The organism is Edaphobacter sp. FHG110511_03 (genome assembly GCF_059115365.1).
This window is the reverse complement of record NZ_JBZYWL010000002.1, coordinates 374,778-401,012: the sequence shown is the minus strand read 5'-3', so window position 1 is coordinate 401,012 and position 26,235 is coordinate 374,778. Positions and strand designations below refer to the sequence as shown.

Genomic DNA, 26,235 nt, shown 5'->3' with positions numbered 1-26,235 from the left:
GAAAGCAGATCCCTACGGGATGACAACCAAAATTAGTTCAACCAGAGTGAGTGGCCGAAGATCATGACGGCGATGACGGCAGCGGCGCCAAGCGCGAGCCAGCCGGCGTAAGAGCGAATGTTGCCGGACTGGACCTTGCGGACAAGCGAGCCGAGGCCGCGAGCGGAAGCTCCGGCGGTGTATCCGGATCCGTTGACAAGACCTCCGTCGATGAGGCCTCCAAGGATAAGCCGGGAGAACATGAGTAATGGCGTAACGATGACGGCCTGGTAGATCTCGTCGACGTAGAACTTGTTCTCGACGATGCGGTAAAGGGCGGGGAAGCGTTGCGCGTAGGAGGCTGCTGTTCCGGGCTTCTTGTAGTAGAGGACGTAGGCGATGAAGAGGCCGAGGAGCGCGACGAGGACGGAGACGACAGCGAGGATGAGCTCGAGATCTTTAATCGGGCCCTCGGCTATGCCCGCGCCTGTCGAAGAGAAAGGATCGAGAAATCTACCAATCTCGTCGTGGCCGCCCATAGCATGAGGGATGCCAACCCAGCCTCCGACGAAGGAGAGCAGGGCGAGGACCATGAGCGGAAGAGTCATGACCAGTGGGGACTCGTGTACACCGACGTGGCCGTGATCTCCGTGACCATGGGCGTCGTGGTGTTCCTCGAAGCGCTCTGCGCCGAAGAAGGTCTTGAACCAGAGCCGGAACATGTAGAAGGAAGTCATTCCGGCGGTAACGAGGGCGACGAGCCAGAGCAGCTTTCCGATGGGATTCGGTGAGACGTAGGCGCGGAAGAGAATCTCGTCCTTGGAGAAGAAGCCTGCGAACGGGGGGATTCCTGAGATGGCGAAGACGCCGATCGTCATCGTCCAGAAGGTGACGGGAATGCGCTTGCGCAGACCGCCCATGAGGCGCATGTCCTGCTCGCCTGACAGGGCGTGAATGACGGAACCGGCGGAGAGGAAGAGCAGGGCTTTGAAGAAGGCGTGGGTGAGAAGGTGGAAGATTCCGGCGGTGTAGGCTCCTACTCCGCAGGCCAGGAACATATAGCCGAGTTGCGAGACGGTGGAGTAGGCCAGGACGCGCTTGATGTCGTGCTGCACCATGCCGATGCATGCGGCGAAGATGGCCGTTGCGGCTCCGATGATGGCGACTACGCCGAGGGCATACGGGCTGCGGTCGAAGATGGTGTGCGTGCGGGCGACCATGTAGATGCCCGCGGTGACCATGGTGGCCGCGTGAATGAGCGCGGAGACCGGCGTGGGGCCTTCCATCGCGTCCGGAAGCCAGACGTAGAGGGGAATCTGTGCTGACTTGCCGGCAGCTCCTACGACGAAGAGGAGAGCGATGGCGGTGAGGAAGCCGCCCTGCCACTCAGGGTGCTGGGAGACGGTGGAGAAGATGGTCGCGAAGTCGAGCGAGCCGAAGTGCGCGATGAGGAGGAACATCGCGAGCAGGAAACCGAAGTCGCCGATGCGGTTGACGACGAAGGCCTTCTTGCCGGCGTTGGCGGCGGAGTCCTTCTTGAAGTAAAAGCCGATGAGCAGGTAGGAGGCGAGACCGACGCCCTCCCAGCCGACGAAGAGGAGGAGGAAGTTGGCAGCGAGGACCAGAACCAGCATGAAGAACATGAACAGGTTCAGGTAGGCGAAGAAGCGCCAGTAGCCCTCTTCGTGGGCCATGTAGCCGACCGAGTAGAGATGGATGAGGAAGCCGACGCAGGTGACGACACCCAGCATGATGAGCGTGAGGTGGTCGACGGTGAAGGCGAATTCGGCGTGGAAGCCGGAGATGGCGATCCAGGAGTTTCCGAAGAGGGTTGCGACGGAGTGGACGGATTCGGGGGCGCCGTCGGCCTTCATGGTGAACCAGAGCCAGATCCAGAGGCAGGCCGAGAGGAAGGTGGGGATAAGAGCGACGGCGGAGACGAGGGCGCGGGGCAGACGCCGGCCGAGGGTTCCGTTGATGAGGAATCCGGCGAAGGGAAGCAGCGGAATCAGCCAGAGATAGTCAGCGGGCATCTTGGAGTCTCGTGTCCTTAGTTCTTAAGCAGGTTGACCTGGTCGACGTTGAGGGTCTGGCGGGTCCGGAAGATAGCAATGATGATGGCCAGGCCGACGGCGGCTTCAGCTGCGGCGACGACCATGACGAAGAAGACGAAGATCTGTCCGGTGATCTGGTGCCACATGTGCGCGAAGGCGACGAAGGTGAGGTTGACGGCGTTGAGCATCAGCTCAATCGACATGAAGATAGTGATGATATTGCGCTTGATGAGGAAGCTGGCGACGCCGATGGAGAAGAGTACGGCGGCTAGGACCAGGTAGTAGGAGATGGGAACGGTCATGATTAACGCTCCTCCTCTGTCATCTCGCGACGAACGAACTTGAGCATGAGACTGAGAAATCCTAATCCGGCACCGAGTGCCAACGGAATCATCGAAAGGTGTCCGTTGTGCCCGAGTATTACGGCGAAGAGACAGCCAATGGGGCCAAAGGCGGCAAGCCTCTCGGGGCCGCGGTTTGGAGTGCTGAGAAAGCTCACCATGGACTACTCTCCCTTCTTTCTCTTTTTGCGGGCAGCTACGACTGCAGCAAGACCGGCGATGGCGGCTGCGGAGGATCCGGTGACGGGGGCAATGTAGCAGATGTTGAGGCACATACTATTGCTCCTTTCGCGCGAGCACGACGGCTCCGAGGATGGCGACGAGGATGAGGATGCTGGTGACCTCGAAGGGAAGAAGGAGGTCGCGGAAGAGGACCGTCGATATCTCGGCGATGTTGTTGACGGCGTGGGTGAGGTGGCTGGTGAGGTCGGTGGAGCCGAAGGCCTTGCTGTTGGTGAGGAAGATGAAGCTGAGCAGGCAGAAGATAGCGGTGGCTCCGGGGACGCCTGCGAGATAGGCGGCTCGGCTGCCATGGGTACGTTCTTCTTCGCCTGCGTTCAAGAGCATGACGACGAAGACAAAGAGCACCATGACGGCGCCAGAGTAGACGATGACCTGAGCGGCGGCGAGGAACTCAGCCCCAAGCGACCAGTAGAGGACGGCCAGCGACATCATGACGACGACCAGCGAGAGCGCCGAGTTGATGGGATGCCGCTGCAGCAGGAAGTTGATAGCTCCGGCGACGGCGAGCAGGCCAAAGATAATGAAGAGTGCCAGTTGCATGATGCTCCGCGGATTCCTTCTTCAGTGAATCGCTTGAATCATTCGAGACAGCGCAAAGTTTTCGAGGGCTACCTGTTGATTGTAAAGCAGGTAGCCGGGGCTCATCCGCGTAAAGCCAGGACGAGCGAGGTGGCGATGATGTTGAGGATGGCGACGGGAAGCAGAAACTTCCAGCCGAAGGCCATGAGCTGGTCATACCGGAAACGGGGAAGTGTAGCGCGAACCCAGATATAGAGCATGATGAACGCGAGGACTTTGGCTACGAACCAAAGGATGGGGAAGATTGCAGAGAGAACAGGGCCGCCGAAGTCGTCGGGCAGGAGGTGTCCGAGGGGGCTGGTCGGACCGCCGAGGAACAACAACGCAGCGACACAGGCGACGGTGATCATGTTGGCGTACTCGGCCATGAAGAACATGGCGAACTTCATGGAGGAGTACTCGGTGTGGTATCCGGCGACCAGCTCGGACTCAGCCTCGGGAAGGTCGAAGGGAGCGCGATTGGTCTCGGCGTAAGCGGCCATCATGTAGATGAAGAAGGCCACGATCTGGAAGCCTCCGAAGATGTTCCAGGAAAGGAGGCCGTGTCCGGACTGGCTGGCGACGATGTCGCGGAGGCGGAGAGAACCGGCTCGGAGGACGACTCCTACCAGCGAGAGGCCCAGAGCGAGTTCGTAGCTGATGACCTGCGAGGTGGCGCGGAGCGAGCCGAGCAGGGCGAACTTGTTGTTCGACGACCAGCCCGACAGCGCGATGCCGTAGACACCGATCGAGGTGATGCCGAGGATCACCAGGAGACCGATATTGACGTCCGCGATGGTGAACATGTCGACGCCTGCGATGTGTGTAATCCCGCCAAAGGGAACGACCGCGATCGAGATGAGAGCGCAGGTCAAAGCGATGATGGGAGCGGCGATGAAGAGCGGCTTTTCGGCGGCCATTGGCATCAGGTCTTCCTTGAGGAAGAGCTTGATGCCGTCGGCCAGCGGCTGCAAAAGGCCAAAGGGACCGACGCGCGAAGGGCCCCAGCGGTTCTGCATGCGGCCGAGGAGTTTGCGCTCAAGCAAGACTGTATAGGCGACGGCCGTCAGGGTGATGACGAGCACGACGACGATCTTGAGGATCGAGAGCAGCAGAAAGGTCTGGAAGTCGGTCAGGTGCATTCGTTAGTCTCGTCGCCTCTCGTCGTTATGCAATGGTGTCGCCGAATTCTGCTGCAGTGTGAATCTGGATCAGCGGCTCACCGGCCTGATACCGCTGCACTTCGTTGAGCGAGGGTGAGAATCGGCCCAGGGTTCCGGAGGTGAAGAGGGTATCGCCGGAGGGAAGGACGAGATCGCGGCGGTTGGCGGTAGAGGTGGTAGCGGCGGGCTCGAGGTGCTGGTCGTTGCCGCTGAGAAGCTGCAGGCGAAGCAGGTTGTAGCCGGGGACGAGACGCTGAATCTCGTCGAGGATGGCCCAGGGATCGAAGGGCGAGAGCTTGGGCTCGAGGTTGTTGGCGGTGAGCCAGACGGCGTGGCGGTCAGCCTCGCCGGACTGCGCGCCACGGGACTGACCCATGTCGGCGCGGAGACCTTTTCCGAAGGGGACGAGGGACTTGATGTCGGCCCCCATCTTGTCGGCGATGCGGACGATCATTTCGAAGTCGGTGCGGACACCGGCGCGGTCGCCTGCCTTCTGGACGAGCTGGAGATCGCCGTAGCTGTTGGTGACGGAGCCGCCCTTCTCGTAGAGGTTGGCGGCGGGAAGGATGATGTCGGCCAGCTGCGCGGTCTCGGTGAGGAACATCTCCTGCACGATGACGAAGGTGTCCTTGAGGAAGGCGGGATCGACGTTATAGCGGGCGATGGGGTTGGAGTTGACGACGTAGAGAGCGGAGAGCTCGCCTCGGCCTGCAGCTTCGAAGATCTCGAGCATGTCGAGGCCGGGTGCGGTGGGGGCGTTGTGTTCGGCGAAGGGTCCGGGGTTCGAGACCGGAACGTAGCCGGGGAGCATGTCGGGGAGCAGGCCCATGTCGGCTGCGCCGTGGGAGTTGGCGTAGTCAGAGAGCAGGGCGAACTTCGCGCCGGGAAGGGTGAGGCCGAAGTCGATGAGACGCTTAAGATCGGCGCCGCGCAGCTCGGAGCCGATGAGGATGAGGAGCTTTTCTTCGGCCTTGACTGCGTCACGAAAGGCTGCGAGCGCCTGCGTATCCGCAGCGGCGTTCGAGGCGGAGGCGGCATCGCCGGTGAGATAGCCTGCAAGCGAGCCGTAGCCGAAAGGAGCGACCTGAAGGAAGGTCTTTGCCTGGCGGCGGAGCTTGATCTCGTCGGTGTTGGCGACGTAGAGCCGGGCTTTGTTCAGGCGAACGTCGGTGCGGAGGTTCCACGCGGTTCCGGGAGCCTGATTGGTAGGATCGCCGCCGACGATCAATACGGCCGGGAAGTTTTGAGTATCGCGTATCGAGGCGGTGCGGCCCTTCTGCCCAGCGAGTGCCTGGGCGAAGGTGACGTAGTCGGCGGTGCGGTGATGATCGATGTTGTTGGTGCCGAGGACGGTGCGGGCGAACTTCTGAAGCAGGTAGGCCTCTTCGTTCGTGAGGCGATTGCCGCCAATGACGCCGATCGACTTGCCGCCGCGGGCGTCGCGCAGCTCGCGGAGTTTTTTGCCGGCGTGGTGGAAGGCCTCTTCCCAGGAGACTTCCTTGAGCTCGCCGTTGGACTGGCGGACGAGAGGCGAGGTGATGCGTTCGGGCTGGTTGGCGAAGTCGAAGGCGTAGCGCCCCTTGTTGCAGAGGAAGTCGCCGTTGATGCCGGACTTGTCGCGGTTATCGCCGCGAACGATCTCGGCACCGTCGGAGGTGGAGCGCACTCCGAGGGTGGTCTTGCAGCCGTCGCCGCAGTGGGTGCAGACGGTAGTGACGTGATTCATCTCCCAGGGGCGGGTCTTGTAGCGATAGGTTCCGCTGGTGAGGGCACCGACAGGGCAGGCATCGATACACATGCCGCACTGCTCGCAGTCGACGTGCGCGAGGTGATCGGGGGAGAGGTCGGCGGGAATGTTTGGTGCAATCACGGAAGAAGATCCGCGATTCTGGATGCCGAGGGCGAAGACGTCCATACCTTCTCCGCACATGCGGACGCAGCGATAACAGAGGATGCAGCGGGGGCGGTCGAAGTAGACCACTGGCGACCACTTCTGCTCTTCGCGGTGATTCTTGGCTTCCGCGTAGAGGCTCTCGCCCGCTCCGTACTTGAAGGTCATGTCCTGCAGCTCGCACTCGCCGCCGGCGTCGCAGACGGGGCAGTCAAGCGGGTGGTTGCCGAGGAGAAGCTGGAGGGTGGCCTTGCGGGCCTGTGCGATCTCGGGGGTCTCGGTCTGGACAACCATGCCTGCGGCGACCGGTGTGGTGCAGGCGGTCTGGAGCTTGGGCATCTTCTCGATGCGAACGACGCACATGCGGCAGGCGGCCTGGAGAGAGAGCCCGGGATAGTAGCAGAAGGCGGGGACTTCAATGCCGGCGGACTTGCAGGCGTCAATGAGCAGCGTGCCCGCGGGTGCGGTGAGTTGTTTGCCGTCTACGGTGAAGGTTACGTCTGGCATGTGAATCCCTCTACTTCGACTTCTCGATCAGAATCTGCTGATCGGAGCTGCGGTGAGTACGTGTCGTTATCACTACCCTAATTAGTCCGATCAAAAGTACGATTGCGACCATGATCCAGACGAGTTTGGGTAATGCGCTGTTCAATGACCGGCTCCTACAAGTTGCTGCACGGTAATGATGGGAGTTCCGGCCTTATGGCCTTCGATGTAGTCCTCGAACTCCTTGCGGAACTTCTTGACGAAGCCGAGTGTAGGCATCGCGGCGGCATCGCCTAGCGGGCAGAAGGTGCGGCCCAACATGTTCTCGGCGAGGTATTGAACGTTGGCAACGTCCTTCTTTGAGCCGCCGCCGTTGTAGACGCGGGTGAGGGTCTTCTTGATCCAGTCCGTGCCCTCGCGGCAGGGGATGCACCAGCCACAAGACTCGTGCTGGTAGAACGATATGGTGCGCAGGGCGAACTCGACGATGGAGACGGTCTCGTCGAGGACGACGATGCCACCGGACCCGAGCATGGTGCCCGCTTTACCCATCTGGTCGAAGTCGAGGCCTACGTCAATCTCATCCGCGGTGAGGACCGGGCAAGAGGCTCCGCCGGGGACGACGGCTTTGAGCTTCTTGCCGTCCTTGATACCGCCCGCGACATCATAGATCGCCTTCTTGAGGTTGTAGCCCATGGGAAGCTCGTAGACGCCGGGGCGTTCGACATGGCCTGAGATTCCGAAGAGACGGGTTCCGCCGTTGCGCTCCGAGCCGAGCTTGGCATAGGCTTCTCCGCCCATCAGGAGGATGTGCGGGGCCGAGGCGATGGTCTCGGCGTTATTGATGACGGTGGGGCCGCCATAGAGGCCGACGACCGCGGGGAAGGGCGGCTTGATGCGGGGAACGCCGCGCTTGCCCTCGAGCGATTCCATGAGGGCGGACTCTTCGCCGACCTCGTAGGCTCCCGCGCCGGACTGGGTGATGACGTCGAAGTCGATGCCCGAGCCGAAGATGTTCTTTCCAAGGAAGCCCTTGGCATAGGCGTCGGCGACGGCCTTCTCCATAATCTTGAGAAGGTAACGATACTCGCCGCGAAGATAGATGAAGCCCATCTTCGAGCCGATGGCGAGGCCGGCGATCATGGTGCCTTCAATGACGGCGTGGGGGTCTTCGAGAAAGATGATGTGGTCTTTGCAGGTTCCAGGCTCGGACTCGTCGCCGTTGACGAGGACGTATTTCGGCTTCTCGGACTGCTTAGGAACGAAGGACCACTTCATGCCGGTTGGGAAGCCGGCGCCACCGCGGCCACGGAGGCCTGAGGCTTTCATCGTGTCGATGATCCAGGAGGCCATCTTTTCAGGGCCTTCGGCGATGGCCTTCTGGACGGCCTTGTAGCCGTCGAGCTCAATGTACTTGTCGATGTTGGCTGCACCCTGGCCGAAGCGGCGGGAGAGCACCTTTACTTCATCGGGGTGGGAGACGAGGGTGGGCATGCTACTTCACATCCTTTCCCTGGCCTGCACGGTAAGTGGCGAGGATTTCATCAACCTTGACCGTGGTGAGGTTGTCGTGGAAGTCGTAGTTGACCTGCATGGCCGGGGCCCAGCAACAGGCTCCGATGCACTCGACCTCTTCGAGCGAGAAGACCTTGTCGGCAGTGACTTCTTTGTGGCCGATGCCGAGCGTCGATCTGCAGTGGTCGAGAATCTCGTAGCCGCCGCGCAGCATGCAGGAGATGTTGGTGCAGACCTGCACGTTGTACTTGCCCGCAGGTTGGGTGCGGAGCATGGAGTAGTACGAGAGGACGTTGCGTACGTCGAGCTCGAGCAGGTCCAGCCGCTGGGCGATCTCTGTGACGACGGCGTCGGAGACATAGCCTACTTCGTCCTGCGCGTAGAGCAGCATGGGAACGAGGGCGGAGCGCTTGACCGGGTAAATGGTGACCAGATGGTCGAAGCGGGCGGCTGTGGCCGGAGTGAAGATCGAGTTTGCAATCGTGCTCATCGTGTGGCTTCCTGGGCGGTACGGTGAAGCAGATTCCTCCACTTCGCTACGCTTCGGTCGGAATGACAACCAAAACTCTTAAGACTCACTGTGCATCATCTCCCGCGCCAGTTGTTCGGCGGCAAGGTCCATCTCCTGGGTGTGTTCCTTCAGTTTAACCGTTCCATCTTCCTGAAGCGAGAAGGAGGAGCGATTTCCTTCGCTGTCTTCCATGAGATCGTGCGTGAAGCGAAGCCAGCGAGCGGCTACGCGGAGCGTGATCTCGTCTGCGCCGACCTCGACGACTGCGTGATGCCGGCTGTTGAGTCCGTGGGCGGCTGCGTAGGCGCGGAGCAGGGAGGCCCAGGAGGTCCAAAGTTCGGTACGAAGTCGATTGTCCAACCAGTACCTCAGGGGCTAAAGCCCCAAATCGGTTCATTCACGTTGCGGCGCGGCTGACGCCGTACCCTTAACAAACACAACCTGGTCCCAAGGGACCGAAAACTAGCGGTCGATCGCCCCCAGCACGATGTCGATGGAGCCGATCACAGCAACAACATCGGCGAGCAGCTGGCCCTTACACATAACCTCGAGTGCCTGAAGATTTGAATAGTCGGCGTTGCGCATGTGCACGCGGTAAGGCTTGGCCGTGCCGTCGGAGACGACGTAGTAGTTCATCATGCCGTGCGCCGCTTCGACGGAACTGGTGGCCTCGCCGGCGGGAACCGCAAAACCCTCGGTGACGATCTTGAAGTGATGGATCAGCGACTCCATCTGGGTCTTCATCTGCTCACGGTCGGGAAGGATGATCTTGGGCGCGTCGGCGACGATGCGGCCTTCAGGCATACCGTCCAGCGCCTGCAGGCAGATCTTGATGGACTCGCGCATCTCTTCCAGACGCAACACGTAGCGAGCCCAGACGTCGCTCTCGGTCGTAACGGGCACCTTGAACTGGAACTTCTCGTAGCTAGAGTACGGCATGTCGCGACGGACATCGAAGTCGATGCCGGCGGCGCGCAACGGTGGACCGGTGACGCCCAGCGCAATCGCATTCTCGGGCGAGATATAACCGACACCCTTCAGGCGGTTGATCCAGATGGGATTGCCGGTGAGAAGGCTCTCGTACTCATCGATCTTCGAGGGAAAGTCCATGAGGAAGGCGCGGATGGAGTCGTAAAGCCCCAGAGGTGGCTCAAGGCTTACACCGCCAATGCGGATATAGCTGGTCATCATCCGCTGGCCGCTGACGGCTTCGAAGATGCGCATCAGCTGCTCGCGCTCACGGAAACAGTAGAGGAAGACGGTGAGCGCGCCGATGTCCATGGCGTGGGTGCCCAGCCAGACCAGGTGCGAATTCAGCCGCATCAGCTCGTTGAAGAGCACGCGCAGCCATTGCGCCTTCTCCGGAATCTCGAGATCCAGCAACTTTTCGACAGCCAGGGCATATGCTGTGTTGTTGGTCATCGGCGAAAGGTAGTCGATCCGGTCGGTCAGAGGGACGACCTGCTGGTAGAACTTAGCCTCGCAGGTCTTTTCTATGCCGGTATGGAGATAGCCGATATCGGGAGCGAGGGAGACGACGGTTTCGCCGTCGATCTCAAGCACGAGGCGGAGAACACCATGCGTGGACGGATGCTGCGGCCCCATGTTGATGACCATGGTCTGGTCGGAGATGGGGTCGTTGCCATGGTGACGGCGCTCGGAATCGGCGATGACGTCTTCGATGCCGGGATTGATCTGATCTGGAGCGGGAACGGGAGCGGCGACAGGGGACATTAGCGGTAGCCCTCCACGGGGTAGTCCTTACGCAGGGGATGTCCCTGCCAGTCTTCGGGCATCATGATGCGGCGCAGGTTGGGATGACCCGCAAAGTGAACGCCGAAGAGATCGAAGATCTCGCGCTCGTAGAAGTTTGCCGCGGGCCAGACATTAACAATGCTGTCGAGCGAAGCGTCGTCTCCCGCCAGACGCACAACCAGCCGCACCCGGCGCTTTAGCGAGTGCGAGAGGAGGCTGTAGCTGATCTGGAAGCGGGGCTCGGAGGGATACCAATCGACGGCGGTCACGTCTTCAAAGAAGTTGTATCCGGCGCGCTTCAGGGCCTCGCAGGCGGCAATGACGTTCTCACGGGAGACAGTGATGGTCAACTCGGCGCGATCGTACTTGGCGTCGACTGCGAGTTCGGCGAGAGCCTTGACGGCGGGTTCATCGGGAAGAGCTTCAAAGACGGCCTGGGTGCCGAGGATTGCGGGATTCATTTAGAGGTCCCCCCTGTCGGTAGACCAGTCGAGGATGCCTTTCTTCCAAACATAAAAGAGGCCTACGGCGACGAAGCCCAGATAGACGAGCATCTCATAGAAGCCAAACATCTTCGATCCGGTGATCTGGGGAAGGCGGCGGAAGATGACGGCCCAGGGCAGCATGAAGACCGCCTCAACGTCGAAGAGAATGAAGAGCATGGCCACCATATAAAAGCGGACCGAGAAGCGGCCTCGGGCATCCCCCACGGGGTCCATGCCGCACTCATAAGGGCCGGCTTTGGTCCGGGAGTTCTTATGCTTTCCGACCAAGAACGAGACACCTACCATTCCGCACGCAAGACCAAGAGCTACCAGTATTTGCAGGACAAGCGGAAGATAGTTCCAGATGTAGGGATAATTGTGCATGGCCATCTTCGACTCTAAGTTTGTGGCTGTCCAGTGTCAAGCCGAACAGCGGTTTGTGCGGCTATCGCGCTATCAGCGTAAGAGCTGCGAGTAAGCATCGATAATGCGGTCACCGATCTGGGCTGCGAGAAGGCCGCCTGCGGCAAGAAAGCTGCCGAAGGGAAGCTTTGAAGATGCTCCGGCGCGCTTGCGGGCGAGCAGGTAGATGCCATAGACGCTGGCTGCGAGGGCTCCAAAGAAGAAGGAAAGCATTGCCGGCCAGAAACCCAGCAGAGCAGCGATCAGGGCGAGCATCTTGACGTCGCCCAATCCCATGCCTTCGCGGTGGCGGAGTGCACGGTAGAGCCAGCGAACGACCAGGAGAAAGAGTGCGACTCCAAGAACGGCGAGGATGCGTCCCCCGATGAGAGCCTCGGGACCTGTCAGGAAGACATTTCCGGTTTCCGTGGCGGCACCAACGCTGGTGAGTTGGATGCTGTTTGGGGGCAGCATGACCTGACCCTCGGCAGGTCCCAGAAAGATTGCTTGGGCGCAGATCAATACGAATCCAAGGAAGATGCCGGTGAGCGTGAAAGAGTCAGGCAGCAAACCAGTCTGCCAATCCATAACCATAAGACCGATCAGGAGGAAGCCGAGGATCGTGACCGCGAGGTTGGCCAGGATGGCAAAGGGAGCGTAAGAGGAAGGCACTTCGCGGCTGGGATTGAAGAAATAGAAGTGCAGTACGGTGTGGAGACGCGCTGCCTGAATCGCGAACCAGATTCCGGTGCCAAGCTCGACGAGGGGATACCGCCAGGGGATCGGTTGGCCGCAGTCGCGGCAGCGTCCGTGCAGCAGGAGCCAGCTTACGACGGGAAAGTTATCGTACCAGCGGATGGGGGCGTTGCACTCGGGACAGTGGGAGGCGGGTCGGACGATGGAGCCCTGGCGGGGCAGGCGAGAGATGCACACGTTGAGGAAGCTGCCGAAGATCAGGCCCAACAGAAAACCAGCTGCTTCGTAGGCGATGCGAGAGGTCACAACGAAAGTATACGGCGATTGTTAGAAGTCGACGTGCATGCGAACGGCCTCGACGAGGACGGGGCCGCGGTCCTTGTTGTAGCCGGGATGATCGACGAACTGCAGGTTGAGAGCGTAGAAGACGCCACGCCAGGCGTGCAGGTTGTAGTAGCTCTCGAGAATGTCTTCGCGGGCATAGTTCAGGTTGCCGTCGCCGAGAATGAAGCCGAGGCCTCCGTAGCGCAGATAGTTCTGGTGGTCGCGCTTGATCGCGTTCGAGACGAAGGTGAGGCCGATTTTGTCATTGGGGCGGGAGAAGGCGCGGCCGGAGTAGTCGCCGCCAAAGGCGACGGTCTGGTCCACCTCGGTATAGGCGTAGGACTCATGCTGGCCCTCGTTCCAGCCGACGCGCAGATACGTGCGCAGGTTCGAGGTGATCTCCTGCTCGGCATTAAGAGCAAAACCATATTTCACCGCGCCGAACTTTGCATGGGCTGCAATATCGGGCTTTGCATCTTGACCGGAGAGGTACGCGTTGACTGCGTCGCGATAAAGACCCATATGCGCGTGGTTGACGAAGCTGAGAACACGCACGGTTCCTTTGCGTTCGGGAGAAACAAGATGGCCGAGGAGCGATTTGCGCAGTTCAAACTCGAAGTTCTGACCGTTCGCTCGGCTGAAGGCCCAATCGAGATCGATGCCGTTGGCAACCGTGGGCATGGCTGCAATGCCATAACGGGCCGACCAGGAGCGATCGTGGTACTCGAGAACTGCCGCAAAGGTATATCCGCGGGTATCTGCGGCGTAGTCCCAGGCGCCATCGTTGTCGACGGTCCAGTTGAGGAATTGGAGATGGCTGTCGGAGCCGACTGAATTCACATCGAAGTAGTCGGGCATGCTCATCTTGCCAGCGTGGAGCTCGAAGCGTCGCTCCGGTAATTGCGTGGAGAGGGAGTTCGGGGTGCGATCGGTTTCGACGAGCGTGTTGCTGAGGCCGAGCACCTGATGAATTACGACTCGCGCCAGGTAGGGCTTTGAGCCCAGGCTGGGATTCCGGACGACATCGAGATTCGTAAAGCCCGCCAGACCGAGCGCTTGACTGATGCCGCGGCCTCCGGCGGATTCGAAATCTACGATGGCATCGGTGGCATAGCGCCACTTGTGGTGAAGCTGAAGGCCGAGAAAGAGCGTTCCTACGAGGGAGGTCTTGTATTCGCCTCGTCCCTGCAGGCTGTTTGTTCCGTCGTAGGGCGAGTGAAAAGGGCCATGCGCCTGAAAGACGATGTTGGCCTGTCCGGCGATGAAGTACGGGGTGGTATCAGAATGCGGAAAGACGGTTGTGGGTGTGTCGGTCGACGGGGCGTCAGGGAGTGAGCTCGAAGTGTCCGACGCAGGGAGTAACCCATTCGTCTGAGCGACAGCGAAAGGAGAAAAAGCAACAATCAGCAAGAGGGTCAGCGATCGCATCAGGCTTCAAGATATCCATAGAAATTGGGTTGAGGCTGCGGAAGAGGGCGGAAGAGTGAGAGAACGCCTGCCCTCCACCCAAAGCGGAGAAGGGCAGGCCATGCTGATCCTGGGTCATCGTCTTGTTCGTCGAAACTCTCAGGAAGGGTGAACCAGGTGCAGGCAATAGGACATCGTTCGTCGGCAGTCTGGACCCAGCGGGAGTGGATCTCAGGCTGCGGTTTCGCCTGGAGCCGGCGAAGTCGGGCCCGTGTAAAAAAGGCTTGGATCATTGGCGTTCTTCTCCTTTCCGCGAACTTTGAAAACTATGGATCGCAAAGTATGATTGGGAATACTATACCCCCTACCGGTATTAAGAGGAGATAAAAATGGCCCAAAATGATCGAGAGCGAACGAAGCTGCAGAATCGAATCAAGCGGATTCGCGGCCAAATGGAGGCAGTGGAGAGGAAGCTTGGCTCAAACGATCATGAATGTGCCGAAGTGTTGATGCAACTGGCTGCAGTACGGGGTGGAATTAACGGCCTGATGGCCGAGGTTTTAGAGGATCATATCCGTTTGCATCTTCTGGAAGACGGTCATGCTCCGTTAACTCCTGATTTAGGTGAGGATTTGATCGAATTGGTCAGGGCCTATCTGAAGTAGTGGCTACGGATATCAAGCACGAAAAACCTGAACGAGCAGCCAGGCGTTCAGTCCTGCGATCAGGAGAGCCACCATCCAGCTGAGCACGCGCACCCAAGGCCTGTTAACGAACGGTCCCATCATCTTTGGATCGCTTGTAAACCGAACGAGGGGAAAGACTGCAAAGCTGAGCTGCATGCTGAGAATGACCTGGCTGAAGACGAGCAGCCGTCCCGTACCCGATGTTCCATAGAGGGCGGTCACGATGACGGTAGGAACGATAGCCACCAGTCGTGTAATAAGCCGACGCAGCCAGTTAGGAAGGTGTATATCGAGAAAGCCTTCCATCACAATCTGTCCTGCGAGGGTTCCGGTCACGGTGGAGTTTTGACCAGAGGCCAGCAGGGCGAGCGCAAACATCATGCTGGCACCGGTATATCCCAACAGGGGACTCAGAAGTTTGTAGGCATCCCCGATCTCTGCAACCTCGGTATGGCCTGAGCGATGGAAGACGGCTGCGGCCACGATGAGGATGGCGGCGTTGATGAACAGCGCCAAGGTGAGGGCCGTGGCACTGTCGAAGTTCGCCAGGCGGATAGCCTCACGTTTGCCGGATTTCGTGCGCGGATAGTCTCTCGTCTGCACGATGGAAGAGTGCAGATAGAGGTTATGCGGCATGACCGTCGCGCCAAGGATGCTGATCGCGATGTAGAGCATCTCGGGATTGGCCAGCACAGCCTTGGACGGGACAAACAGATGGTGGGCAATGGGCAGCCACTCAGGACGCGACAGAATGATCTCAACGCCGAAGAGAACTGCGATCGTCCCGATCAGCACCATGACGAATGCTTCAAGGTAGCGGAAACCCTTATTTTCGAGGAGAAGAATAAGGAAGACATCGAGACTGGTGATGATGACGCCTGCAATCAGCGGAATTCCGAAGAGAAGCTGGAGCGCGATTGCCGAACCGATGACCTCCGCCAGATCGCAGGCCGCGATGGCGATCTCGGCGAAGATCCAGAGCGCCAGGGTGACAGGGCGACTGTAGCGTTCGCGGCAGGCCTGGGCAAGATCACGCTCCGAGGCGATGCCGAGCTTGAGCGAGAGGCTCTGCAGAAGGATCGCCATCAGGTTCGAAGCCATGATGACAAAGAGAAGGGTATAGCCGTACTTCGACCCTGCCGCCAGATCGGTGGCCCAGTTGCCTGGGTCCATATAGCCGACAGCCACCATAAATCCAGGGCCAATGAATCCGGCGGCGCGCTTCCAGAGCCGATGAGACTCCGAGACGCGCACACTGGAGTTGACGCCTGACAGAGAAGGGCGGAGGGCCGTCTCCCGCCGCATCGAAATGGATGTTGGGGTCACTCTTGAGACCAGTATGCCACAGGGTGTTAACTGTGGTTAACAGAATTATTTTAAGTTTAGGTTATTTCGTTCGAACCCATACTTTATCGGCCGCGGGTCGGCCCAGCGTGAAAGCGCCTTTATCCGTCTCGATGGCGAGCGTCTCGTCGTAGTTCTTTGCGACGATCCGAATCGGAGATTGGGGGTCGATTCCAAGCTTATGCAGGAACAGAAGCAGCTTGGGGTCGCGCTCGTACAGGCTTGCCACCGTGTATTCCCCCCGTTCTTCGGCCTCGGAGAGCTGGATCAGGCCACGCTTTTTTCTGCGTGCCGGGCTCTCGGGCAGAACCTGGTTTCCGTGAGGACAGGTTCCACGTTCCCCCAGTTTTTCGATCAGTTTGGCCTCGAAGGCAGGGGAAACTGCATGCTCCAGGCGTTCGGCTTCATCGTGAATCCGGTACCACTCCATGCCGAAGATCTCCGCCAGCATGCGCTCAATCAGGTGGTGACGAAGTGCAGTCCGATAGGCCGTCTCCTTACCTTTTGCGGAAAGCTGGAGGGTGCCGTCCGTCTTGACGAGCACGTATCCATCCCGCTTCAGCCGCTTGAGAGCCATTGTGACTGCCGGTGGCGACACCGACAGCCAATGGGCCAGTGTGGCAGAGATTACGTGCTGACCTTCGGACTCAGCTTCGAGAATTGCTTTTAGATAGTCTTCTTTGGAAACCGTGATGGAGTCTCTCATCCGGACCTTTCGCACATGCAGATCTGGGGATCAGCATTAACTATAGCTAATGCAAAAGGTCGAAGGATAGAGACTCCGTGCTTACCGGGCTTTTGCTCCAACGACGACCAATCCAGCTCCGGCGATGAGAGCAACTGTGCTTAGGATGGGAGAGATCGGAACCGTTTCTTTCTTGTCGTGGGAGATCTGGATAGGGCCGGCATCGACATCTTTATGCTGATGGGTAAAGCTGAATCCACCCGTAGCGAAGCCGACAATTCCTAACAGAATAAGAACGATTCCAATGATGGTTGCGGGTTTCATTTTTCTCAGAGAACCTTTCGTGCGGCAGATTGGCTCAGGGCTGTTCTTGGCGGCCCCGTGTCGTTACAGGTCCGATGCCCACCCCCCTGTAGCGAGATGTACGGAGACGGCTGGTGAACTTGATTCCGGGCAGGCTGAGGGGTTACGCTTGCAGTACACGGGAAAGGAGGATGATCCAGCCTATGAAAACAGACAGTTCGAGTACGATCCATGTACGTGAGGTGACTGAGGCTTAGAGCGTCCCTGCTCTTGGTCCTGGCGATCTTCAGTAACTCGCTGAATACTCCGCCGAGGTAAGTCCGGGCATTGGACGCCTCAGGTCAATCTCAACAGTTCACCGGCAACGGCCCGCAGCTCTCAGGAGCGCGGGCCGTTCGCGTTTGGTCTTAGAATGGATTGCATGACACCTCTGGTAATCGCGGGAAGAGCCTTTCAATCACGGCTGATCGTAGGGACGGGGAAGTACAAGGATGGGCCGGAGACACAAGCCGCCATCGAGGCCTCGGGGGCGGAGATGGTCACGGTCGCGGTGCGACGAATCAATCTCGATCGCTCGAGTGAATCCCTGCTCGACTTTATCGATCCGCAGCGCTATTTTCTACTTCCCAATACAGCAGGTTGCTATACGGCGGAAGAGGCAATCCGGGCGGCTCGACTTGGACGTGAAGTGGGGTTGTCGAACTGGGTGAAGATAGAGGTGATCGGCGATCAGGCCACGCTCTATCCTGACGTTCAGGCAACGCTTGAAGCCACCAGAGTATTGGTAAAGGAAGGGTTTACAGTTCTTCCGTATACTTCTGATGATATTGTATTTGCGAAGAGATTGATCGATGCTGGAGCAGCGGCCGTTATGCCTTTGGGCGCCCCGATCGGAAGCGGGCTCGGGCTGCAGAACACGGCTAACCTGAGGATTCTCCGTGAGCTGATTACCGAGGTTCCTCTGATCGTCGACGCGGGAGTGGGAACGGCGTCGGATGCCACGGTGGCGATGGAACTGGGTTTTGACGGCGTGCTGATGAATACAGCGATCGCCCAGGCGAAGGACCCCCTCCTGATGGCAGAGGCGATGCAGCACGCCGTGCTGGCAGGGCGCCAGGCTTACCTTGCAGGAAGAATGCCTCGCAAGCTCTATGCCACGGCGAGCTCGCCACTTGAGGGAATCTCGAAGTAGCGGAACTCGCCGGACTCAATTTCGATAGCCGAAGGCGCTAGCGAAATGAAGTAAACTTCGCCCATGCGGGTCTTCGGGATTGACTGCGGAACGGAGTTCACCGGATATGGTGTTGTCGAGGTGGATTGCGAGGCACGGATGCCGCGCCTGCTTCACGTCGCGGCGGGAACCATTCGGCTCAATAAGAAAGAGAAGACACCGCAGCGGCTGGCGCAGGTGTATGCAGAGCTGACGGCGGGAATGGCCCTGCATGAGCCGGACGTGGTGGCGATTGAGGAGGTCTTCTTCTCGGCCAATGCGAAATCGGCGCTGAAGCTGGGACAGGTACGCGGCGTAGCCATGCTGGCAGCGGCCAGTCTGGGCCTGGAGATCGTGGAGTATGCGCCGCTGAAGATCAAGAGCTCTGTCGTCGGGTATGGACTGGCAGCGAAGGAGCAAGTGCAGTTTATGGTGACTCGCTTACTGGAACTCGATGAGGCTCCAGATTCGGCGGATGCGGCCGATGCGCTGGCCATCGCCATCTGCCATATCCACACCGCGCAGACCCTTCTAGCACAAGGTTCTCTTCGATGAAGATACTCGGTTTATTCCTAAGCTTGACGACGGTCTGTTGTGCCCAGGCGGTGGTACAGGCTGCGGACCCCGCACCCTCTCCTACGCCAACGCCTGCGAGTTCGCCAGCGTCTGCGAGTTCGGAGGTCAGCTTCCAGTTTGAGCGAGTGGGACTGTCGGTGCCGAAGTTTACGATCGTGGTTCGTGAAGATGGCACAGGAACCTACCAGGCTCAGATTGCCGCGGTCAGCGGTGGCGGGGCGGCGGCGATGCAGCCGGCAGCCACAAGTCCCCCGGTAAATCGACCCCTCAAGATCAGTTCTGCGACGACCGAGACGATCTTCAAGACTGCCCAGTCGCTGGATCATTTCAACATGGAGTGTGCGTCTAAGGCGAAGAATATAGCTGATACGGGCAAGAAAACCCTTAGCTACAAGGGCGCCGATGGGCAGGGATCGTGTCTCTACAATTACTCGGAGAACAAAGGCGTTACCCAGCTCACGGAGATGTTTCAGGCTATTGCCTTCACCATGGACGAAGGGCGGAAGCTGGAATTCATGCATCGATTTGACCGGCTGGGTCTTTACTCCGAGATTGACGTCTTCAATCATGAGATCGAGGAAAAGAGAGCGCTCGAGCTTGGCAACATCGCCCCGGCGTTGCGTTCGATCGTCGCAGATGAGGCGCTGATGCAGCGTGTGCGGGAGCGAGCCGCGAGGTTGCTGGCCCAAGCGGAAGAGCCTCCCAAATAGCTTCAACGAATCGGCACCTCTATCCCGCAGCAGCTTGTGCGAGGGAACGGTGGAGCATGGCCATGACTTCCAGGCTGAGGGACTCGGCGCGTGCCTGCCGATGGATGGCTTCGGGCCATATTGCAGCCAGATGAGAAGGAGAATATCCAGCGGCGCGAAGGTTGTTTTCTAGCGTCTTGCGCTTCTGCGCGAAGCTTTGCTTCAAGAATTTATTGAAGTCGGTCGGATCGACCCCCAGCTCTGTGAAGCGCGGAGCGAAATGCAGCCGAAGCACCGTCGAGTACACCTCTGGAGCCGGCGAAAAGGCGGAAGGCGGAAGTGTGAAGAGGTTCTCCACCTGTGCGTTCATCTGCGCGGTGGCAGAAAGCAGGCCGTAGTCGCGGACGCCGGGCGATGCAGAGACGCGGTCAGCAACCTCACGCTGCATCATGACCACGGCGCGGGATAGCAGCCCTGCCGAACCCGCAGCGAAGAGCTTCAACAGGATATCGGAGGTAATGTAATAGGGCAGGTTGCCGATGACGTCGGCGGTCTCTCCTGGTGGGATGAGGGAGGGGAAGTCGGCCTTGAGAATATCGATCTCGACCACTTTGACCTGGGGTTGATCCGCGAAGCGGTGTGCGAGGGCAGGGGCGAGCTCTCGGTCGAGCTCAAGTGCGATGAGGCGTCCCGCTCGCAGGGCAAGAATTTCGGTGATGGCTCCGTGACCGGGACCGATCTCGAGGACGGTCCGCTGGCTCACATCGCCGAGGGCGTCGGCGATGGCGTGGCGCGCGCGGTCGTCAATGAGGAAATTCTGGCCAAGTTTTGGTTTACGTTTCATAGGTTCGGAAGCCTGATATCTATTTTCTGCATCTCTTTGTATAGACTAACGTTTTGGTCGAAGAAGGAAGAGGAGACGGCATGCATATTGTGTTCGCGGCATCGGAGTGCGCACCCTGGGCGAAGACTGGAGGACTGGCAGATGTGATCAGCGCCCTGCCGAAGATGCTGGTGAAGATGGGGCACAAGGTGCAGGTTTTCATTCCGTACTATCGTCAGGTTGCGAAGGCGATATCGAACCCTCCGATGGTCCTGGAGAGCGTAACGATCCCTTTTCCGTCGTATAACCGCTTTGTCCGGATTCTGGATGGCGGAAGTGTCGATGGCGTGCAGATGTACTTTGTTGATAGTCCGGAGCTATTTGACCGGGAGAGTTTTTACGCGACTCCCTCCGGCGACTACCCCGACAACGCAGAGCGTTTTGGAACCTTCTGCCGCGCAGTGATCGAAGCGACGAAGGTCATTGGAGTTCCGGATGTATTTCATGTCCACGACTGGCAGGCCGCGATGGCCGCCGTCATGCTCCGATCAATCTACTACTTCGATCCGGTCTTCCGTCACGTCCCTGCAGTGCTGACGATTCACAACGCCGGTTACCAGGGATGGTTTCCCCCGCGCACGATGGAGACACTGCTGCTGCCGTGGGACATGTTCAAGATGGACGCGCTCGAGCAGTACGACAAGGTGAACTTCCTGAAGGGCGGCGTCGTGTATTCGGATGCCATCACCACCGTCAGCCAGACCTACGCGCTGGAGATTCAGACGGCGGAGTTTGGAAACGGGCTTGAAGATACTTTGCGCCGCCGGTCCGGCGATCTCTTCGGCATCCTCAACGGAGCCGACTACAGTGAGTGGGATCCTGCGATCGACCCGAACATCGCCGCGCATTACACGGCGGACAAGCTCGATGGCAAGAAGGAGTGCCGGCGCGATCTGCTTCACGCCTTGCGATTGGAGGATATCGAAGACAGCACCGCCGTCATCGGCGTGGTCTCGCGCTTCGCAACCCAGAAGGGAATCGATCTTATTGTCAATATCCTCGACCGCCTGCTGCAGGAGGACGTGGTGCTGGTGATGCTGGGCAGCGGCGAGGAGTATTACGAGCGCCTGTTGACCGAGATGGCCGAGCGTTATCCGGAGAAGATGCGCGTGCAGGTGAAGTTCGACAACGTGATGGCGCACAAGATCGAGGCCGGATCGGATATCTTCCTGATGCCCTCACGCTATGAGCCGGGGGGGCTGAACCAGATCTACAGCCTGAAGTACGGCACGATTCCTGTTGTCCGTGCGACAGGAGGGCTGCAGGACTCCGTGGAGGAGAAGCCTGACGGAGAAGGAGACGGCTTCGTGTTCACGGGCTACGACGCAAGCGCTCTGCTCGATGCTGTGCAGCGCGCTCTAACGACCTTCCAGGATAAGAAGACCTGGAAGAAGATGATGCAGCGTGCGATGGCTCTGGACTTCTCCTGGGATAAGCCAGCTCAGGAATATGTACGAGTCTACGAGCGGGTCATTCAGAACCGCACCTAGGCACCCCGTAAACTTGCGCAAAGTCTTCATTCTATTAACTTTAGCTTTGGACTAACTTTGCAAAGTCTTGAATTCAGGTTGTTTAGTGCAAGTCCTTGATTTTGTGTTGGATAAAACGAGCGACGATTTAGCATGGTCGGTCTTAAAGAGTTCTTCAGGGGCTGAAGCCATTGGACTGGATCCAGCTTTGAAACCGACTTTCGGAAGTAAATAGCGTGTGAGTCTTATGGATTAAGTTTAGCTGGTTGAGTGGAACGAATCGGCAAGTGGATTTGTCTTGATTTGTTCAGGTTAGGTGGGTGGGTGCCTTGACAGACTTTGGGTGGCCTTCATGCGTGATGCATGGAGGTCTGTAACGTGTTTCACGAGATAGCGAGCTTTGAACAGCATAGGAGAAGTGACGAGATGGAAAAGAAGAGATTAGGCAATTCGGATCTGGAGCTGACACCCCTTGGTTTTGGCGCTTGGGCTATCGGGGGAGGGGACTGGCAGTTCGCCTGGGGACCGCAGGACGACAACGATTCGGTTGCGGCCATTCATAAGGCGCTCGATCTGGGGATCAACTGGATCGACACGGCTGCAGTCTATGGGTTGGGCCACTCCGAAGAGGTGGTGGCGAGGGCTTTGAAGACGAGCTCTCACAAGCCCTATGTCTTTACCAAGTGCGGCCTGGTGTGGGATGAGAAACGTGAGGTGACCAACAGCCTGAAGCAGGTTCGGCGCGAGTTAGAAGACAGCCTTCGTCGTCTCCAGGTGGATGCCATCGACCTTTACCAGATGCACTGGCCTAAGCCGGATGAGGATGTCGAAGAGGCGTGGAGTGTGATGGCGGATCTGAAGAAGGAGGGCAAGGTTCGCTGGATTGGCGTTTCGAACTTCAACGTGAACCAGATGGAACGCGCGATGAAGATCGCTCCCATCACTTCGAATCAGCCACCCTACTCCATGCTGAACCGAACGGTGGAGGCGGAGATTCTGCCCTTCTGCCTGAAGAACAACATTGGCACGGTCAACTATGCGCCGATGCACTCTGGTCTATTGACGGGTGCCATGACAAAGGAGCGCGTTGCCAACTTTCCTAAGGATGATTTTCGGCGCAATGCGAAGAACTATCAGGAGCCGCTGCTGTCACGAAACCTTGCTGTGGCGGAGTTTCTTGGAAAGATCGGTGCACGCCATGATGTGAGTGCCGGCGTCGTGGCGATTGCGTGGACGCTGCACAACCCCGCGGTTACAGCGGCGATTGTGGGCGGACGTAATGCGAAGCAGGTGGAGGGGACGATTCCTGCGGCTGCCTTCAGGCTTTCCGATGCGGAGTATGGAGAGATTCGGGATTATCTGGCGGAGCATGTTGCCTAGTTGCATTGGTAATTTGTTTGTGGTGCCCGGAGTGGGGAATACAGGGATCTCTCCGCTCCGCTGCGCTCCGGTCGAGATGACGGTGGCGGGCTTCAGTCGAGACGACAATGATTGTGGCCTCTTCGGTTCCTGTCGCTATGCGCGAGCTCTCTTCTGGAAGGCATAGTGCAGTGGGATTCCCAGAAGAATGATGATGGTTCCGATGATGGAGTTCCTTGGCTGGTCGGCGAAGGAGAAGACGAGCAGCACCACAGCAGCGGCGATGAAGAGTAGTGGAATCACGGGGTATCCCCAGACGCTGTAGGGGCGGGCCAGGTTGGGCTCTCGGCGGCGGAAGACGAAGACGGTGCTGGCGGTCAACGCATAGAAGAACCACTCCGCGAAGATGGCGAGCGAGAACAGCGCCTGGAAGCGACCTATGGCGAGCAGAAGGAGCGAGCTTAGGACGGCCTGCAGGATCAGCGACGTGGAAGGTGTGCGAAAGCGCGGATGGACGTGTGCGAGCTGATGGAAGAAGAGTCCATCGTAGGCGGCGGCGAAGGGAACGCGGGCACCCGAGAGTGAGGAGCCTACGAAGGTCGCGCAGATGCTGACCGCCATTCCAACTGAGACGAGACCTGCTCCCCACGCTCCAACGATCGACTGCAGGGCATCCGCTGCCGGACGATCCGATGCGGCGATGGCTGCTGCGGGCATGACGTATTGGATGGCGGCGTTGGTGAGCATGTAGAGGCCGCCTACGATGGCTACTCCGCCTACTAATGCCAGTGGAAGGCTGCGCTGCGGTTTCTGTACTTCGCCGGCCATCTGGGTGACGTCGCTCCAACCGTCGTAGGCCCAGAGTGCGGCGATGAGAGCGATCATGAAGCCGGAGAATCCTCCGCGGGCCCCGGTGAACTCGGTGGCGAAGTTATGCCAGGAACCATGATGCCCGGCTGCTCCAAAGCAGACACCCGCGATGATGACGATCAGCAGAATCTTGAGCCAAGTGAGGGCTAGTTGCACGTTGCCGGACTTACGAGTGCCGAGGATGTTCAGCCCGGTGATGAGCCACGTCATGGCGATAGCGAAGATCTGACTCCACAGGAGCGGGCCAAAGGCGCGGTCTTCGAAGAAGTGGAAGACGGGGAAGGTTGCGAGTACGCGGGCCAAGCCTGCGGCGATGGTGGCGATGGAGGCAGGTTTTGCGATGGTGATCCAGGTCCACATGTAGAGGAAGCCGACGAGATCGCCGTAGGCCTCGCGGAGAAAGGCATACTCGCCACCGTACTTCGGGTGGAGGGCGGCGATCTCGGCGTAGGTCATGGCTCCGAAGAGCGAGAGCAGGCCCCCGACGATCCATACCGCATAGACCATCCCCGAGGAGCCAACCGCAGCCATCATCTCGCGTGGAACCAGGAAGATTCCGCTGCCGATGATGATTCCGACCACAATGGACGTGGCGTGCGAGGCGTTTAGGACACGCGGAAGCTCCGTCTGTGGCTGCTCTGTCTGTTGCATGGGTTGTTGGGAGAGTAGCACATCAAATGTAGTGCTTCAGTTTCGGCCACACTTGCGGTAGAGGTGGCATCTTGAGCCCTCGACAGAGATAGATCTTCCGGCGCTCGTAGGGCATGGCGTAGGGATTGTTCATCTCACCAACAACGGTGACGGAGTTCCATCGGTCTGTGAGACCTTTGCCATCGCTCCCGAGCAGGATGAAGACTTCGCCGGTTTTTCCTTGAGGTCCCCAAAGAAAGTAGTTGTTGTGTCGGCCGATGGCAAATGGGAGATCGTGTCCGAGGAAGTTGATGGCGCTTGAGAGGCCGTAGTCATCTCCGAAGATGACGGCGACCGCTTGTTCCTGTGGGGTAAGGCTTTTGTAGATGCGCTCCACCTGATCGGCATACTCCTGCCAACCGAATCGGTCGGCGTAGAACTGCGGCAGTGAGCTGGAGACTTGGTGTTCGCTGCTGGTGACCTCATAGAGGTGCAAGGCGCGTGCATAAGCGATCCATGGCTCCGGCCTCAGAACGGGGATGGCGAGTGGCATGAGAGCTACGCCAGTGAGAATGAGCGCGCCTTCGAGCAGGGGAAAGGCAAAGGCGCGATTCTGGGAGACGCGGGAGTAGCGGGCGTAGTAGTTCTCCCATGCGACGCCGCCCGCAGCGAAGAGAATCGGATAAACGGGAATCAAATAATAGTCCTTCGCGTGCAACGCCATCATGGCTGCGAGTAAGAAGACAAACATGAGCCCAAGCCAACGGTAGTCGCGTGAACGCAGCAACCGAACAAGGCCGGCGCCCCAGACGAGCAGGGTCAGTGGGTGGAGATTTTTGATCTGCGTCAGCAGAAAGTCGACTGGGCCCAGCTCGACGTTCTTGTGATGGACTCTGCCATTGTGCAGGAATTCGAGGGTGGGCCACTGGTTGTGAACCTGCCACAGCAGGTTGGGTAGGGCGATCAGAATGAGCAAAGTCACGGCGACCAGAGCCCAGCGGTTGGCGAGCAGGCGTCTTTGTGGTGTAAGCAACAGAGCGATGAGCAGCGCTATGAGGAAGAAGGCCATAGAAGGCTTGTTCAACAATCCGATGCCTGCGGAAATTCCGAACAGAAGCCACCATCGCTCGCTGCCGCCGCGCAGAATGAGAATGAGTGCGAGCAGGCAGGGCATCCAGAACATTGACTCAAAGGAGTTCATGGAGAGGAAGCTATCGATGCCGAGGTACTGCGGTGCCACGAGAATGCAGATCATCGCCAGCGCCTGCGCGGGGCGGCGGCCGCCGAGCGACCAGGCGAGGAGGCCGGTGAGGAAGACACGCGCTGCCCCGGCAAGAGCAGAGAACATGCGGATTCCGGCGAGCGAATCGCCGAAGAGAGCCTCGCCGAGCCGGGCCTGCACGGCGACGATGGGACCGTGATCGACATAACCCCATGCAAGGTGGCGTCCGCAGATGATGTAGTACATCTCGTCACGGAAGTATCCCCAGCCCAGGTGCGCCTGCCAGAGATTGGTCGCAATATGAAGGACGAGCTTAATGGCAGCGAACAGGAATGCTAGGCGGAGAGCATCGCGTAGTGAGCTATCCAAGGGGCGCACAATCGTAGTCGGTGCATCTGCCGTACTTGTGGACAAGAGAGGTTCTCCGGAGAAGAATTCGATACTATTCTTTCTCAGATGGTTACGGTGCGGGGTAATTTTTCGTTCCCTGATCTAACAT

Annotated in this window: 27 protein-coding genes; 6 read left to right on the top strand and 21 right to left on the bottom strand. The window is 58.9% G+C overall.

Annotated features, from left to right (window positions below; translation table 11 throughout):
- Window positions 1-32 precede the first annotated feature (32 nt).
- From nuoL to AC5S26_RS11070, 15 genes are all read right to left on the bottom strand, one after another.
- Window positions 33-2,012, bottom strand: coding sequence for an NADH-quinone oxidoreductase subunit L (gene nuoL / locus AC5S26_RS11140; protein ID WP_494184966.1), 1,980 nt, complete (start codon window positions 2,010-2,012; stop codon window positions 33-35).
- Window positions 2,013-2,029: 17 nt separating this feature from the next.
- Complete coding sequence (gene nuoK / locus AC5S26_RS11135) at window positions 2,030-2,335, bottom strand: NADH-quinone oxidoreductase subunit NuoK (RefSeq protein WP_162401703.1); 306 nt, start codon at window positions 2,333-2,335, stop codon at window positions 2,030-2,032.
- 2 nt (window positions 2,336-2,337) lie between these two features.
- Window positions 2,338-2,535, bottom strand: coding sequence for a hypothetical protein (locus AC5S26_RS11130; protein WP_494184965.1), 198 nt, complete (start codon window positions 2,533-2,535; stop codon window positions 2,338-2,340).
- Between the two features lie 115 nt (window positions 2,536-2,650).
- Window positions 2,651-3,157, bottom strand: a complete 507-nt coding sequence (locus AC5S26_RS11125) for an NADH-quinone oxidoreductase subunit J family protein (RefSeq protein ID WP_494184964.1) — start codon at window positions 3,155-3,157, stop codon at window positions 2,651-2,653.
- Between the two features lie 101 nt (window positions 3,158-3,258).
- Complete coding sequence (gene nuoH, locus AC5S26_RS11120) at window positions 3,259-4,317, bottom strand: NADH-quinone oxidoreductase subunit NuoH (RefSeq protein WP_494184963.1); 1,059 nt, start codon at window positions 4,315-4,317, stop codon at window positions 3,259-3,261.
- A gap of 25 nt (window positions 4,318-4,342) precedes the next feature.
- Entirely contained in the window at window positions 4,343-6,736 is a 2,394-nt protein-coding gene (locus AC5S26_RS11115; protein ID WP_494184962.1) for a molybdopterin-dependent oxidoreductase, read from the bottom strand.
- A 141-nt stretch (window positions 6,737-6,877) separates the two neighbouring features.
- Window positions 6,878-8,209, bottom strand: coding sequence for an NADH-quinone oxidoreductase subunit NuoF (nuoF, locus tag AC5S26_RS11110; RefSeq protein WP_494184961.1), 1,332 nt, complete (start codon window positions 8,207-8,209; stop codon window positions 6,878-6,880).
- Window position 8,210: 1 nt separating this feature from the next.
- Window positions 8,211-8,720: an NADH-quinone oxidoreductase subunit NuoE family protein gene (locus AC5S26_RS11105; RefSeq protein WP_494184960.1), complete on the bottom strand. Its 510-nt coding sequence runs from the start codon at window positions 8,718-8,720 to the stop codon at window positions 8,211-8,213.
- A gap of 78 nt (window positions 8,721-8,798) precedes the next feature.
- Window positions 8,799-9,101, bottom strand: a complete 303-nt coding sequence (locus AC5S26_RS11100; protein WP_494184959.1) for a transcriptional regulator — start codon at window positions 9,099-9,101, stop codon at window positions 8,799-8,801.
- 102 nt (window positions 9,102-9,203) lie between these two features.
- Window positions 9,204-10,475 (bottom strand): NADH dehydrogenase (quinone) subunit D, encoded by a 1,272-nt coding sequence (gene nuoD / locus AC5S26_RS11095; RefSeq protein WP_494184958.1) that lies wholly within the window; start codon window positions 10,473-10,475, stop codon window positions 9,204-9,206.
- Entirely contained in the window at window positions 10,475-10,957 is a 483-nt protein-coding gene (locus AC5S26_RS11090) for an NADH-quinone oxidoreductase subunit C (protein WP_494184957.1), read from the bottom strand. The genes nuoD and AC5S26_RS11090 overlap by 1 nt, the downstream gene beginning before the upstream one ends.
- Complete coding sequence (locus AC5S26_RS11085; RefSeq protein ID WP_494185409.1) at window positions 10,958-11,365, bottom strand: NADH-quinone oxidoreductase subunit A; 408 nt, start codon at window positions 11,363-11,365, stop codon at window positions 10,958-10,960.
- Window positions 11,366-11,437: 72 nt separating this feature from the next.
- Window positions 11,438-12,385, bottom strand: a complete 948-nt coding sequence (locus tag AC5S26_RS11080; protein ID WP_494184956.1) for a prepilin peptidase — start codon at window positions 12,383-12,385, stop codon at window positions 11,438-11,440.
- Window positions 12,386-12,406: 21 nt separating this feature from the next.
- The gene (locus tag AC5S26_RS11075; protein WP_494184955.1) at window positions 12,407-13,831 is read right to left on the bottom strand and encodes a carbohydrate porin; all 1,425 of its coding nucleotides are present in this window, start codon (window positions 13,829-13,831) and stop codon (window positions 12,407-12,409) included.
- On the bottom strand, window positions 13,831-14,103 hold the full coding sequence (locus tag AC5S26_RS11070) for a hypothetical protein (RefSeq protein WP_494184954.1): 273 nt from the start codon (window positions 14,101-14,103) through the stop codon (window positions 13,831-13,833). Before AC5S26_RS11070 ends, AC5S26_RS11075 begins: the two co-directional genes overlap by 1 nt.
- A 96-nt stretch (window positions 14,104-14,199) precedes the next feature.
- Here AC5S26_RS11070 and AC5S26_RS11065 point away from each other — a divergent pair, with 96 nt between their 5' ends.
- Entirely contained in the window at window positions 14,200-14,475 is a 276-nt protein-coding gene (locus AC5S26_RS11065) for a metal/formaldehyde-sensitive transcriptional repressor (protein ID WP_494184953.1), read from the top strand.
- 12 nt (window positions 14,476-14,487) lie between these two features.
- Here the strand turns inward: AC5S26_RS11065 and AC5S26_RS11060 are convergent, their stop codons facing one another.
- From AC5S26_RS11060 to AC5S26_RS11050, 3 genes are all read right to left on the bottom strand, one after another.
- Entirely contained in the window at window positions 14,488-15,822 is a 1,335-nt protein-coding gene (locus AC5S26_RS11060) for an Nramp family divalent metal transporter (protein ID WP_494184952.1), read from the bottom strand.
- A 61-nt stretch (window positions 15,823-15,883) separates the two neighbouring features.
- Window positions 15,884-16,546, bottom strand: a complete 663-nt coding sequence (locus AC5S26_RS11055) for a metal-dependent transcriptional regulator (protein WP_494184951.1) — start codon at window positions 16,544-16,546, stop codon at window positions 15,884-15,886.
- 81 nt (window positions 16,547-16,627) lie between these two features.
- Window positions 16,628-16,849, bottom strand: coding sequence for a DUF3185 domain-containing protein (locus tag AC5S26_RS11050; protein WP_494184950.1), 222 nt, complete (start codon window positions 16,847-16,849; stop codon window positions 16,628-16,630).
- A 400-nt stretch (window positions 16,850-17,249) separates the two neighbouring features.
- On the opposite strand from AC5S26_RS11050, the gene AC5S26_RS11045 reads away from it, so the two are divergent.
- From AC5S26_RS11045 to AC5S26_RS11035, 3 genes are all read left to right on the top strand, one after another.
- Entirely contained in the window at window positions 17,250-18,020 is a 771-nt protein-coding gene (locus AC5S26_RS11045; RefSeq protein WP_494184949.1) for a thiazole synthase, read from the top strand.
- Between the two features lie 63 nt (window positions 18,021-18,083).
- Window positions 18,084-18,593, top strand: coding sequence for a crossover junction endodeoxyribonuclease RuvC (gene ruvC / locus AC5S26_RS11040; protein WP_494184948.1), 510 nt, complete (start codon window positions 18,084-18,086; stop codon window positions 18,591-18,593).
- The gene (locus tag AC5S26_RS11035) at window positions 18,590-19,324 is read left to right on the top strand and encodes a hypothetical protein (RefSeq protein WP_494184947.1); all 735 of its coding nucleotides are present in this window, start codon (window positions 18,590-18,592) and stop codon (window positions 19,322-19,324) included. The genes ruvC and AC5S26_RS11035 overlap by 4 nt, the downstream gene beginning before the upstream one ends.
- 19 nt (window positions 19,325-19,343) lie before the next feature.
- Here the strand turns inward: AC5S26_RS11035 and rsmA are convergent, their stop codons facing one another.
- Window positions 19,344-20,147, bottom strand: a complete 804-nt coding sequence (gene rsmA, locus AC5S26_RS11030; RefSeq protein WP_494184946.1) for a 16S rRNA (adenine(1518)-N(6)/adenine(1519)-N(6))-dimethyltransferase RsmA — start codon at window positions 20,145-20,147, stop codon at window positions 19,344-19,346.
- An 80-nt stretch (window positions 20,148-20,227) separates the two neighbouring features.
- Between rsmA and glgA the strand changes: the two genes are divergently transcribed.
- Window positions 20,228-21,676, top strand: a complete 1,449-nt coding sequence (gene glgA, locus AC5S26_RS11025) for a glycogen synthase GlgA (protein ID WP_494184945.1) — start codon at window positions 20,228-20,230, stop codon at window positions 21,674-21,676.
- Window positions 21,677-22,081: 405 nt separating this feature from the next.
- Window positions 22,082-23,035 carry an aldo/keto reductase gene (locus tag AC5S26_RS11020; protein ID WP_494184944.1) on the top strand — a complete coding sequence of 318 codons (954 nt, stop codon included), beginning with the start codon at window positions 22,082-22,084 and terminating at the stop codon, window positions 23,033-23,035.
- Between the two features lie 135 nt (window positions 23,036-23,170).
- Here AC5S26_RS11020 and AC5S26_RS11015 read toward each other — a convergent pair whose 3' ends face one another.
- Together AC5S26_RS11015 and AC5S26_RS11010 are read right to left on the bottom strand one after the other, a co-directional pair.
- Complete coding sequence (locus AC5S26_RS11015) at window positions 23,171-24,535, bottom strand: APC family permease (protein ID WP_494184943.1); 1,365 nt, start codon at window positions 24,533-24,535, stop codon at window positions 23,171-23,173.
- 22 nt (window positions 24,536-24,557) lie between these two features.
- On the bottom strand, window positions 24,558-26,150 hold the full coding sequence (locus tag AC5S26_RS11010) for an ArnT family glycosyltransferase (RefSeq protein WP_494184942.1): 1,593 nt from the start codon (window positions 26,148-26,150) through the stop codon (window positions 24,558-24,560).
- Window positions 26,151-26,235: the final 85 nt, after the last annotated feature.

Coding starts and splice junctions, on each gene's coding strand:
- nuoL (WP_494184966.1), bottom strand. CDS start 2,012: ATGCCCGCTGACTATCTCTGGCTGATTCCGCTGCTTCCCTTCGCCGGA.
- nuoK (WP_162401703.1), bottom strand. CDS start 2,335: ATGACCGTTCCCATCTCCTACTACCTGGTCCTAGCCGCCGTACTCTTC.
- AC5S26_RS11130 (WP_494184965.1), bottom strand. CDS start 2,535: ATGGTGAGCTTTCTCAGCACTCCAAACCGCGGCCCCGAGAGGCTTGCC.
- AC5S26_RS11125 (WP_494184964.1), bottom strand. CDS start 3,157: ATGCAACTGGCACTCTTCATTATCTTTGGCCTGCTCGCCGTCGCCGGA.
- nuoH (WP_494184963.1), bottom strand. CDS start 4,317: ATGCACCTGACCGACTTCCAGACCTTTCTGCTGCTCTCGATCCTCAAG.
- AC5S26_RS11115 (WP_494184962.1), bottom strand. CDS start 6,736: ATGCCAGACGTAACCTTCACCGTAGACGGCAAACAACTCACCGCACCC.
- nuoF (WP_494184961.1), bottom strand. CDS start 8,209: ATGCCCACCCTCGTCTCCCACCCCGATGAAGTAAAGGTGCTCTCCCGC.
- AC5S26_RS11105 (WP_494184960.1), bottom strand. CDS start 8,720: ATGAGCACGATTGCAAACTCGATCTTCACTCCGGCCACAGCCGCCCGC.
- nuoD (WP_494184958.1), bottom strand. CDS start 10,475: ATGTCCCCTGTCGCCGCTCCCGTTCCCGCTCCAGATCAGATCAATCCC.
- AC5S26_RS11090 (WP_494184957.1), bottom strand. CDS start 10,957: ATGAATCCCGCAATCCTCGGCACCCAGGCCGTCTTTGAAGCTCTTCCC.
- AC5S26_RS11085 (WP_494185409.1), bottom strand. CDS start 11,365: ATGCACAATTATCCCTACATCTGGAACTATCTTCCGCTTGTCCTGCAA.
- AC5S26_RS11075 (WP_494184955.1), bottom strand. CDS start 13,831: ATGCGATCGCTGACCCTCTTGCTGATTGTTGCTTTTTCTCCTTTCGCT.
- AC5S26_RS11070 (WP_494184954.1), bottom strand. CDS start 14,103: ATGATCCAAGCCTTTTTTACACGGGCCCGACTTCGCCGGCTCCAGGCG.
- AC5S26_RS11065 (WP_494184953.1), top strand. CDS start 14,200: ATGGCCCAAAATGATCGAGAGCGAACGAAGCTGCAGAATCGAATCAAG.
- AC5S26_RS11055 (WP_494184951.1), bottom strand. CDS start 16,546: ATGAGAGACTCCATCACGGTTTCCAAAGAAGACTATCTAAAAGCAATT.
- AC5S26_RS11050 (WP_494184950.1), bottom strand. CDS start 16,849: ATGAAACCCGCAACCATCATTGGAATCGTTCTTATTCTGTTAGGAATT.
- AC5S26_RS11045 (WP_494184949.1), top strand. CDS start 17,250: ATGACACCTCTGGTAATCGCGGGAAGAGCCTTTCAATCACGGCTGATC.
- ruvC (WP_494184948.1), top strand. CDS start 18,084: ATGCGGGTCTTCGGGATTGACTGCGGAACGGAGTTCACCGGATATGGT.
- AC5S26_RS11035 (WP_494184947.1), top strand. CDS start 18,590: ATGAAGATACTCGGTTTATTCCTAAGCTTGACGACGGTCTGTTGTGCC.
- rsmA (WP_494184946.1), bottom strand. CDS start 20,147: ATGAAACGTAAACCAAAACTTGGCCAGAATTTCCTCATTGACGACCGC.
- glgA (WP_494184945.1), top strand. CDS start 20,228: ATGCATATTGTGTTCGCGGCATCGGAGTGCGCACCCTGGGCGAAGACT.
- AC5S26_RS11020 (WP_494184944.1), top strand. CDS start 22,082: ATGGAAAAGAAGAGATTAGGCAATTCGGATCTGGAGCTGACACCCCTT.
- AC5S26_RS11015 (WP_494184943.1), bottom strand. CDS start 24,535: ATGCAACAGACAGAGCAGCCACAGACGGAGCTTCCGCGTGTCCTAAAC.